At 74.1% G+C, this 11051-nt stretch carries 8 protein-coding genes; 7 read left to right on the top strand and 1 reads right to left on the bottom strand.

What is annotated here, in order from left to right; genetic code table 11:
- Positions 1-321: 321 nt before the first annotated feature.
- The 7 genes from BCD48_RS43570 to BCD48_RS43540 all read left to right on the top strand — a co-directional run bounded on the left by BCD48_RS43570 (position 322) and on the right by BCD48_RS43540 (position 10108).
- Positions 322-1593, top strand: a complete 1272-nt coding sequence (locus BCD48_RS43570; protein ID WP_198543643.1) for a sensor histidine kinase — start codon at positions 322-324, stop codon at positions 1591-1593.
- A gap of 63 nt (positions 1594-1656) precedes the next feature.
- Positions 1657-2637, top strand: a complete 981-nt coding sequence (locus tag BCD48_RS43565) for a LytR/AlgR family response regulator transcription factor (RefSeq protein ID WP_241842444.1) — start codon at positions 1657-1659, stop codon at positions 2635-2637.
- A 241-nt stretch (positions 2638-2878) separates the two neighbouring features.
- Positions 2879-3457 carry a DUF485 domain-containing protein gene (locus BCD48_RS52815; protein ID WP_198543642.1) on the top strand — a complete coding sequence of 193 codons (579 nt, stop codon included), beginning with the start codon at positions 2879-2881 and terminating at the stop codon, positions 3455-3457.
- Positions 3454-5388: a sodium/solute symporter gene (locus BCD48_RS43555; protein ID WP_071054501.1), complete on the top strand. Its 1935-nt coding sequence runs from the start codon at positions 3454-3456 to the stop codon at positions 5386-5388. Before BCD48_RS52815 ends, BCD48_RS43555 begins: the two co-directional genes overlap by 4 nt.
- Positions 5389-5694: 306 nt before the next feature.
- Positions 5695-6090: a DUF485 domain-containing protein gene (locus tag BCD48_RS43550; protein ID WP_083420112.1), complete on the top strand. Its 396-nt coding sequence runs from the start codon at positions 5695-5697 to the stop codon at positions 6088-6090.
- A complete protein-coding gene (locus tag BCD48_RS43545; protein ID WP_071054499.1) occupies positions 6087-7739 on the top strand; it encodes a monocarboxylic acid transporter in 1653 nt (550 codons plus the stop codon). The genes BCD48_RS43550 and BCD48_RS43545 overlap by 4 nt, the downstream gene beginning before the upstream one ends.
- A gap of 440 nt (positions 7740-8179) precedes the next feature.
- Entirely contained in the window at positions 8180-10108 is a 1929-nt protein-coding gene (locus tag BCD48_RS43540) for an AMP-binding protein (protein WP_071054497.1), read from the top strand.
- Positions 10109-10388: 280 nt separating this feature from the next.
- Here the strand turns inward: BCD48_RS43540 and BCD48_RS43535 are convergent, their stop codons facing one another.
- Positions 10389-10952, bottom strand: a complete 564-nt coding sequence (locus BCD48_RS43535) for a hypothetical protein (RefSeq protein WP_071054495.1) — start codon at positions 10950-10952, stop codon at positions 10389-10391.
- Positions 10953-11051 lie beyond the last annotated feature (99 nt).

The raw sequence follows: 11051 nt of genomic DNA, 5'->3' as shown, positions 1-11051 counted from the left end.
CCCCGGACCCATCCGCCGGACCCGGCCGCGCCCCGGACCCATCCTCCAGACCCGGCCGCGCCCCACGCCCGTCCGCCGGATCCGTCCGCGCCCCAGACCCATCCTCCAGACCCGGCCGCGCCCCACGCCCGTCCGCCGGATCCGTCCGCGCCTCCGGCTCGTCCTCCAGACCCGGCCGCGCCTCCGACCCGGCCGCCTCGCCCTCCACTTCCCCGGAAGCCATGTCCCGAATGTTCTCAGCCGCGCGCCCCAAAAACGCGGTTCTGGGCCGGTCATCCGTTCTGGATCGCCTCGCCGGGTCTGGCGGGCTACCGTGCCGACGTGGAGATCGGCGATGTTCAGCTGGTCTGGCTGGCGATCGGGGCCGTGGTCGGCGGCGGGGCGGCGCTCGGCGTCCTGTTCCTGCTGCGGACGGTCCGCACCCCCGCGGGGCTCGGGACCACCGCCGAGCGGGCCACGTTCGCCACCCTGCATACGGCGTCGCTCGCCGCGCCGCACCTGCGGGAGGGGCTCGGCCCGGCCGGCGCCGCGCGCGCCGTCCGCCACCTGCGCGCGCTGCTTGGCACATCGGCCGTCGCGATCACGGACTCGGCCAGGACGCTGGCCTGGGACGGCCCGGGCGAGTCGCGCCACCGCGCGGACGCCGTCCGTCATGCCGCGCCGGCACTCACCGCCGGCCGCGTCGCCGTCCTCACCGCGGGCCACATCCAGGCCGCCGCGGACGGCGCGGACGCCGGCGAGAGCGGGCCGGCCGGCGCGGCCCGTGGGAGCGGGCACTGCGACGATCCCGAGTGCCCGATCGGAGCGGCCGTGGTCGCGCCGATCACCAGCGGCGACGAGGTGGTCGGGGCGCTGCTCGCCTACGCGCCGGCGGTCGGCGCGGGGCTCGCGCGGGCGGTCGAGGAACTCGCCCGCTGGGTCTCCACCCAGGTCGAGCTCGCCGAGCTGGAGGCGTCCCGCACCAGGGCGGTCGAGGCGGAGCTGCGCGCGCTGCGGGCGCAGATCAGCCCGCACTTCATCTACAACTCGCTGGCCGCGATCGCGTCGTTCGTCCGCACCGACCCGGAGCGGGCGCGCGAGCTGCTGCTCGAGTTCGCCGACTTCACCCGCTACGCGTTCCGGCGCAGCGGCGAGTTCACGACGCTCGCCGACGAGCTGCGCAACGTCGAGCGCTACCTGGCGCTGGAGAAGGCCCGGTTCGGTGACCGGCTGGCCGTGCAGATCCTGGTCGCGCCCGAGGTGCTGCCGGTCGTCATCCCGTTCCTGGCGGTGCAGCCGCTGGTGGAGAACGCCGTCCGGCACGGCATCGAGGGGCGTCCCGGGGTCGGGCACGTCTCCCTCGGCGCGACGGACGACGGCGCGGCCGCGCACATCTGGGTCGAGGACGACGGCGCGGGCAGCGACCCGGAGGTCGTGCGCCGCGTACTCGCCGGAGCGCACGTGGGCGACTCGGTGGGCCTCGGCAACGTCGACGCCCGGCTGCGCTCGGTCTTCGGCGACGAATGCGGCCTGGTCGTCGAGACGGCCCTCGGCGCCGGCACCAAGGTCAGCTTCCGCGTCCCCAAGTTCGCGCCCGGAGTCCAGGTCCCCTAGCCGCGGCCGCGAGGCGGATCCGGCTATGGCTACCGGGCGCCCTGGCGGCTACTATTCGCGATCATGGGTGCGGGTGTCGCTTCCGCCCGGCCGGCGCCGCCGGACCCGGCCGCCGCCTTATCGGCCGCCGGGCCATCGGCCGCGTCGCCGCCGGCTCCGGGGCCGGGTGCGCTCGCGGTGCTGGTGGTGGACGACGAGGCGCCGGCCCGTGATGAGCTCGACTGGCTGCTGACCGCCGACCCACGGGTCCGGCTGGTGCGCACCGTCGACGACGGCGCCGAGGCGCTGCGGGCACTGGACGCCGAGGCGTTCGACGCGGTGTTCTGCGATGTCCGGATGCCCGGGCTCGACGGCCTGGACCTCGCCCGCGTGCTGGGCCGGTTCGCCGCTCCGCCGCAGGTTGTCTTCGTCACCGCGCACGAGGGGCACGCCGTCGACGCGTTCGACCTGCGCGCGACCGACTACCTGCTCAAGCCCGTGCGCCCCGACCGGCTGGCCGAGGCCGTGCGCCGGGTCGTCGAGACGATCCGCGCCGCCCGCCAGACGCCCGGAACGCTCGCCGCCATGACGCCCGCCCGGCCCGGCATCGCCCGCGCAGCCGCTTCTGTCGGCCCGTCGATCGAGGCACCGGCCGTGGCGGCCGGCCCGGCCGGTGGGCGAGCGGACGGCGGGACGACGGCCGCCGAGGACGAGACGTTCCCGGTCGAGCTCGGCGGCGTCACCCGGTTCGTCCACCGGTCCGAGGTGCGCTACGCCGTCGCCCAGGGCGACTACGTCCGGCTGCACACGGCCACCGGCGGCCACCTCGTCCGGGTGTCGCTTTCCACGCTGGAGGAACGCTGGGCGGCGGCGGGCTTCGTCCGGATCCACCGCAGCACCCTGGTCGCGCTAGCCCACGTGGACGAGCTGCGGATGGATGACGGCCACTGCACCGTCCGGCTCGGCGACCGGGTGCTGCCCGTCAGCCGCCGGCACACCCGCGCGCTGCGCGACCGGCTGGTCCGAGCGGCGAGCCTCACCCGTGCCCCCGGACGCCTCACCTGACCTGCCGGCCCCGAAGTCGGCGGCAGCGCCGCCGCGTCGGGTGCGGGTGACCAGTCCGCGGACCGCCTCCGCGCCGGGGTCCCCGGCGGATCGGCGAGGCCCGGGGGCCGTGCCGGATCGGCGACAGGGTTCCTGGCCGATCGGCGGCAGGGTTCCTGCCGGATCGGCGAAGCCGATCTGGGAGGTCGGCGATCGGGGAGGTCGGCGCTCGGGCTGGTCCGCTGGCAGATCCAGAGTGGCGGTGCGGGCGACGCGCGGCGCGGCCAGCCGGGACCTCGACGAGCAGACGGTCCTCGGTGACATCTACCTGCGTGGCCTGCTGCGCGACCAGCGGCGGCTCGCGATCGGCGTCCTCGTGGCGCTCGGGGTGGGGCTGGGCCTGCTGCCCGCGCTGTTCGCGTTCGTGCCCGACCTCGCCGGGACGCACGTCCCGAGGCTCGGAGTGGGCCTGCCGTGGCTGGTCCTCGGCGTCGTCGTCTACCCGGCGCTCGTCCTCGTCGCCAGGGCCTACGTGCGCGGCGCCGAGCGCACCGAGAGCGACTTCATCGACCTGCTGTCCGGGCGGCCGGTCGGCGGCGACCGGCCGCCGCCGCTGGCGCGCGTCCGCCGCTCGCCGCGCCGGCGGCGAACAGCCCGTCTGCTCAGGCTCCTCCGAGAGGCACGCGCGGGCCAGGAAGGCCGCGCGGGCGAGGAAGGCCACACGAGCCAGGAAGAGCACACGGGCCAGGAAGAGCATGTCGGCGAGGAGGTACCCGGGCGTAACAAGGTGCCCGGGGGCGGGGAGGCAGGCGGCGGCGCGGCCGGCGGCGGGCGGCCGTGACGGCGCCCGCCTGGCCGGCGGCGCTCGCCGTCGCCATGGTCTGCGTCGCCACCCTCGCCGTCGGCGCGCTCGGCCTGCGGCTGTCCCGGACGACGAGCGACTTCTACGTGGCCAGCCGTGTGGTCAGCCCGCGCTGGAACGCGTCGGCGATCGGCGGCGAGTACCTGTCGGCGGCGAGCTTCCTCGGCGTGGCCGGGCTCGTGCTCGCGGCCGGCGCCGACATGCTCTGGTACCCGATCGGCTACACCGCCGGCTACGTGGTGCTGCTGGTGCTGGTCGCGGCCCCGCTGCGCCGTTCCGGCGCGTTCACGCTGCCGGACTTCGCGGAGATCCGGATGGGTTCGGCGAGGCTGCGCCGGGTCGCCTCGGTGCTGGTCGTCGGGATCGGCTGGCTCTACCTGCTCCCACAGTTCCAGGGCGCCGGCCTCGCGCTGCGCGCCGCCACCGGCGCCCCGGCCTGGCTGGGCGCCGTGATCGTCGCCGGGGTCGTCGTGCTCAACGTGCTGGCCGGCGGGATGCGCTCGATCACCATCGTGCAGGCGTTCCAGTACTGGCTGAAGCTCACCGCGATCGCGGTCCCGGTGTTCTTCCTGCTGGCGGTGTGGTGGCGCGACGGTGCCCCGGCGGCGCCCGCCGACGGCCACCCGGTGACGGTCCGGCCGGTCACCGTCCGCCTCGTCGACACGGTCCGGGTTCGCGTCGACACCCCCACGACGTTCACGATGTACGGCGTCCTCAACGGACATCCGGTCGCGGGCCCCGTCCGGCTCGCCCCGGACGGGGTGCGGGACGGCTCCGGCCCCGCCGGCACCTCTGCCGAGGCAGACGCCACCGTGCGCGCCTCCGGAGGCGCGGGGCGGCTGCCTGCCCAGGCCGGGGAGACGGTCCGGCTGGGGACGGCGGGGACGGCGGTGCTCTCGGCTGGCAGCACGGTGACCCTGCCGGCCGGGACGCCGGTGCCGCGGGCCGAGGCGATCCTCAGCCGCGGCGGCACCGGCGCCGTACCGGCCGGTGCCGCCCGCCGCGACCACGCCCTCTACCGGACGTACTCGTTGCTGGTCGCGCTGCTGCTCGGCACGATGGGCCTGCCGCACGTGATCGTCCGCTTCTACACGAACCCCGACGGCGGCGGTGCCCGCCGCACGGCCGCGGCCGTCATCGGGCTGCTCGGCGCGTTCTACCTGTTCCCGCCGGTGTACGCGGCACTCGGCCGGGTCTACGCCCCGGACCTGCTGCTGACGGGGCGCACCGACACAGTGGTACTCGCGCTGCCGGCGCGGGTGCTGCCAGGGGCCGCGGGCGAGGCGCTGGCCGCGCTGGTGATGGGCGGCGCGTTCGCGGCATTCCTCTCGACCTCCAGCGGACTGACGGTCTCGGTCGCCGGGGTACTGAGCCAGGACCTGCTGCGCCGCCGCACCCGCACCGGCGTCGCCGGCTTCCGGGCCGGCGCGGTGCTCGCCGTCGCCGTGCCGGCGGCGGGCACGCTGCTGGCGACCCGGGTCGGCCTCGCCGACACGGTCGGCCTCGCGTTCGCGGTCGCCGCCTCCACGTTCTGCCCGCTGCTGGTGCTGGGCATCTGGTGGCGCCGGCTGAGTGTGGCCGGGGCGCTGTGCGGCCTCGGGATCGGCGGGCTGACAGCGACCTCCGCGGCGATGGTGACCATGCTCGGCTGGGCGCCCGCGGGGCTCGCGGGCGCGCTGCTGGCCCAGCCGGCCGCGTGGACGGTGCCGCTGTCGTTCGCGGTGATGCTGCTGGTCTCGCTGCGCACGCCCGCCACCGTGCCCGCGGGCGTCGGGCGGGTGCTGACCCGCCTGCACGTCCCCGAGGCGGTCCGCGCCGCCCGCGCCGCGCCGCCCGACAGCACGCCGGCCTTCGGCCTGTCGAGTCCGGCCGTCCAGCACGACCAGTCGGACGCCGCCCGTCACCCGTGAAGGCCGGCCGGCCCTGGAGGGCCGCTCGTCGGGGCGCCGCTCGTCGCGCGGAATCGACCGCTCGTCGCCCGGCCCGGCCGGCCGACCGCTCGTCGCGCCGCGCCGGCCCGCCGGGCGCCGGGTTCGCGCCGCCGACAGCAAGGTCCGCGCGGCGGGCTCCACCACGTCCGCACGTAGCCCTACGGTGACGCCCGTCACACCGATTGCCCGGCGTACCCCCAACGTCCGGGCCACACCGGGCCAGGGGCCGCGTGACCGCGAGGCGGAGACGTGGCCGGTGGCCTCCAGCGGAGTGGAGGCAGCCGCGTGAGCACCATCCAGTCATCCCCCGGCGAGGCCGCCCCTGGCGCGTCCGCCAGCGGGCCGGAGAGCTATCTCGACCTTCAGCGCAGTCCCGAGTTCGGCGAGCTGCGCCGCGGCTTCCGGCGGTTCGTGTTCCCGATGACCGCGCTCTTCCTGGCCTGGTACTTCCTCTACGTGCTGCTGGCCGCCTTCGCGTCCAGCTTCATGTCGCACAAGGTGGGCGGGAACATCAACGTCGGCCTGCTGTTCGGGCTCGGCCAGTTCCTGTCGACGTTCGTGATCACGGCGGTCTATGTCCGCTGGGCCGACCGCCGGCTGGACCCGGCGGCGTCCGCGCTGCGCGCTCGATTTGAGGGCACGCAGCTCGAGGGCACGCAGGCCGGGGGTGAGGCACGGTGAACCTTGCGGCTGACACGGTCGGCAGGCCGGCCGTCAACATCTCGATCTTCGCCCTGTTCGTCGTCGTCACCCTCGCGATCGTCATCCGATTCTCGCGGGCCAACCGCACCGCCACCGACTTCTACGCGGGCGGGCGCGCGTTCTCCGGCCGGCAGAACGGCATCGCGATCTCCGGTGACTACCTCTCGGCGGCGTCCTTCCTCGGCATCGCCGGCGCCATCGCCCTGCAGGGCTACGACGGGTTCCTCTACTCGATCGGGTTCCTCGTCGCCTGGCTGGTGGCGCTGCTGCTGGTCGCCGAGCTGCTGCGCAACACCGGCCGCTACACGATGGCGGACGTGCTGAGCTTCCGGCTGCGCCAGGGCCCGGTACGCACCGCCGCCGCCATCTCGACGCTCACCGTCAGCCTGTTCTACCTGCTCGCCCAGATGACCGGCGCCGGCGGACTGGTGAACCTGCTGCTCGGGGTCAAGGGCACGGCCTGGCAGGACCTGACGATCGCCATCGTCGGCGTCCTGATGATCGTCTACGTGCTCGTCGGCGGAATGAAGGGCACCACCTGGGTTCAGATCATCAAGGCCGTCCTGCTGGTGCTCGGCGCCGCGCTGATGACCTTCTGGGTGCTCGGCAAGGCCGGCTTCAACCTGTCGTCTGTCCTCGGCGACGCGGCCGCGGCCAGCCCCAAGAAGGACGCCGTGCTCAACCCCGGCGTCAAGTACGGCCTCACCACCACGACGAAGATCGACTTCATCTCGCTCGCGATGGCGCTGGTGCTCGGCACGGCCGGGCTGCCGCACGTCCTGATGCGGTTCTACACCGTGCCGAGCGCGATCCAGGCCCGCCGCAGCGTCGCCTGGGCGATCGGGATCATCGGGGTCTTCTACCTGTTCACGCTGGTGCTCGGCTACGGCGCGATGTACCTGGTCGGCGCGGACAAGATCAACGCGGCGCCAGGGAAGGTGAACTCGGCGGCGCCCCTGCTGGCCTTCGAGCTCGGCGGGACGCTGCTGCTCGGCATCATCGCCGCGGTCGCGTTCGCGACGATCCTCGCCGTCGTCGCCGGCCTCACCATCACGGCGAGCGCGTCGTTCGCGCACGACGTCTACAACAGCGTCGTGAAGAAGGGCGCGGCCGCGCCCGAGCAGGAGGTGCGGGTGGCCCGGATCACGGCGGTCGTCATCGGCCTGGTGGCGATCGTCGGCGGCATTCTCGCGAAGGACCAGAACGTCGCCTTCCTGGTGGCGCTGGCGTTCGCGGTCGCCGCGTCGGCGAACCTGCCGACGATCCTCTACTCGCTGTTCTGGAAGCGCTTCAACACCCGCGGCGCGCTCTGGAGCATCTACGGCGGCCTGATCTCCGCCATCGTGCTGATCGTCTTCTCCCCGGTGGTCTCCGGAAAGGCCGCCAACGCATCCATGATCAAGGACTCGTCGGTGGACTTCCACTGGTTCCCGCTGGACAACCCGGGGATCGTCTCGATCCCGCTCGCGTTCTTCCTCGGCTGGCTCGGCACAGTCACCAGCCGTGAACGGGTCGACGAGGCGAAGTACGCCGAGATGGAGGTCCGGTCGCTGACCGGCGCGGGCGCGGAGCGCGCGACCGTCCCGCCGCCCCGGTCCGAGGAGGACGCCCTACCCGAGCCGGTCTGACACCCCACGACCGCTCGGAGCCCGCGAACGCCGTAGACGTGAATGGGTGACGTGCAGCGGCGGGTGACCGTGCGGGCGCGGAGGCGCGCCTCGCGGAGGCCCGGCCCACGAGCGAAGCGAAGTGGGCCGGGCCGCAGCGAGGTCGCCGGAGCGCCCGTGAGCGGAGGAGGCGGACCTCCCAGATCGACTCCGCAAGCTCCGTCGATCCGGCAGGAACCCCGCGGCGCGGAGGTCCCTTGGGAGCGAAGCGAGTAAGGGGCCGGAGTGCCGTGCCCGCACGGAGCGAACCAGAAATACAGCTGTCGCGATCCGGACGATGCGCCGGAAGGTCCGGTCATGCGAACGTGACGGGCGCCACGGATCGCCGCCCGGTACCGGGACGGGTGGGTGAGCCGCGGCTACCGCACGACGGGCGGTGCGGACTCAAGGAGGAGCGCGGGATGGGCGACTACCAGCGGATCTACGAGCAGAGCATCGCCCGGCCCGAGGAGTTCTGGGCCGAGGCCGCACGCGCGATCGACTGGGCCCGCCCGCCGGAACAGATCCTCGACGCCAGCCGGCCGCCGTTCTACCGCTGGTTCCCCGACGCCGAGCTGAACACCTGCTTCAACGCGGTGGACCGGCACGTGGCGAACGGCCGGGGCGACGCGGTGGCCGTCGTCTACGACTCGCCCGTGACCGGCGCCCTGCGCCGCTACACCTACCGCGAGCTGCGTGATGAGGTCGCGCGCGCCGCCGGCGCCTTCGCCGCGCTCGGCGTCGGCCGCGGCGACCGGGTCATCGTCTACCTGCCGATGATCCCCGAGGCGGTCATCACGATGCTGGCCTGCGCCCGGCTCGGCGCGGTCCACTCGGTCGTCTTCGGCGGCTTCGCCCCCTCCGAGCTCGCCGCCCGGATCGACGACGCGCGCCCGACCCTCGTCGTCAGTGCCTCCTGCGGCATCGAGCCGACCCGGCTGGTCCCCTACAAGCCGATGCTCGACGAGGCGCTGCGCCTCGCAGCCCACCCGCCGGCGCGGTGCGTGATCGTCCAGCGGGAGCAGCAGCGGTGCGACCTGGTCGCCGGCCGCGACCACGACTGGGCGGACGTCGTCCCCGGTGCCGCCCCGGCGGACCCAGTCACCGTCGCCGCCACCGACCCGCTGTACATCCTCTACACGTCCGGAACGACCGGCCGCCCGAAGGGGATCGTCCGCGACAACGGCGGGCACGCCGTCGCGATGACCTGGTCCATGGCCAACGTCTACGACGTCGGCCCCGGCGAGACCATGTTCACCGCCTCCGACATCGGCTGGGCGGTCGGCCACTCGTACACCGTCTACGGCCCGCTGCTCGTCGGCGCGACGTCCGTCCTCTACGAGGGCAAGCCGGTCGGCACACCGGACGCCGGCGCGTTCTGGCGAGTGGTCGCCGAGCACGGGGCGAAGGTCGTCTTCACCGCCCCGACGGCGATCCGGGCGATCAAGAAGGAGGACTCGGCCGGCACGCACCTCGCCAAGTACGACGTGGGCGCGTCGCTGCGGGCGCTCTACCTGGCCGGCGAGCGGCTCGACCCGGCCACCTACGAGTGGGCGACGAGCATGCTCGGCGTGCCGGTCGTCGACAACTGGTGGCAGACCGAAACCGGCTGGCCGATCGCCGCGAACCCGCTGGGCCTCGAGCGGCTCCCGGTGAAGGCCGGCTCGCCGTCGGTCCCGATGCCGGGCTACGACGTCCGCGTCCTCGACCCGGCCCAGGCCCCCGCCGATCCGGGCCCGACTCCCGCGGCCGGCGTGGAGCTCCCGGCCCACACCGAGGGCGCGATCGCCATCCGGCTGCCGCTGCCGCCGGGCACCCTGCCGACGCTGTGGGGCGACGACGACCGCTACGTCTCGTCGTACCTGTCGACGTTCGACGGCTACTACCTGACCGGCGACGGCGGCTATGTCGACGAGGACGGCTACCTGTACGTCCTCGGCCGCACGGACGACGTCATCAACGTCGCCGGGCACCGGCTCTCGACCGGGCAGCTGGAGGCGGTGCTCGCGGCACACCCGGCGGTCGCCGAGTGCGCGGTCGTCGGGGTCGCCGACTCGTTCAAGGGCCAGGTCCCGCGCGGGCTGGTGGTCGTGAAGAGCGGCATGGACATCGACCCGGCGGTCCTCGCGGGCGAACTCGTTGCCCGGGTACGCGCCGAGATCGGCCCGGTCGCGTCCTTCAAGCGGGTCGACGTCGTCGCCGCGCTGCCGAAGACCCGCTCGGGCAAGATCCTGCGCCGCACCATGCGCGAGATCGCCGACGGCCGCTCACCGGCCATCCCGTCGACCATCGAAGACCCGGCGGTCCTCGACGCCCTGCGTCCCGTCTTGGCCCCCGACCCGGCCACCTGACCCCGACCACGGTTCTGTGTCAGCTCAGCCTGCCTATAGGCAGGCTGAGCTGACACACTTCGGGGCACCGCTGTCTGTGTGTGTTGGATGAGCAAGCCTATAGGCATGGTCATCTGACGCACTTCGCGCGTGGAGGGCGCCGGGCCTGTGACGGGCTCCAGGACGGGCTCCAGGACGGGCCAGGGCATTACCCCGGCCGCTCACGTTCGCCGGCCAGCGTCCGACTCAGCCGTGTGGGCATGGCTACCAGCTGTGACCTCGACGAAGCGGTCTGCCCGGGCTACTCGCCGACGGCGGCGAGGTAGTCGTCGGCCAGCTCGTCGAGGTCGTCCATCGGGTGGCCGAGCTCGACGCGGACGCGGCGGCGGCCGACGAGCAGAAGATCGATCATGAACTCGGGGACGTCGGCGTTCTCGCAGCGGTGGTAGCCCATGGTGAACCAGGTGTGCGCGTCGGCGAGCATCCCGCCCGCCTCCAGCGACTCGGCGACCGCGGAGTAGAGATCCGGGTCCTTACTGCGGCTGGCCTTCAGCTCGCGCAGCAGAGCCGCGGCGTCATCCTGCCGGCCGGCGCGCAGAAACGCGTCGTGCAGCCAGACCCGGGGATCGATCCCCTGGCAGCCGCCGTCGGCGATGGCTTCCTGGTAGCACCGGATCGCCGCGTCCCACTCGCCGGCGAGCCCGTGCTGGCTGCCTGCCTCGACGAGCAGCGCCGCACGGTTGACCTCCTCGCCGTGGCGCTCCGGCTGGCCGGCCAGTTCCTCGAACCGCGCCGCCGCGGCCCCATGCCGCCCGTCCCGCGCCGCCCTGGTCATGATCTCGTCAACATCGTCGTGACTGAGCATGCCCCATTCTCGCGACCGCCCCGCCACCACCGCACCGCAACCCCACGAGCCCGCACGGGAGCACTGTCCGATCCGGCCTCGTCCCTCATCCATGAGGAC

Source organism: Pseudofrankia coriaricola (assembly GCF_001854805.1).
GTDB lineage: Bacteria > Actinomycetota > Actinomycetes > Frankiales > Frankiaceae > Pseudofrankia.
Note: the sequence above shows the minus strand (reverse complement) of the source record. Positions and strands in the feature narration are given on the sequence as shown.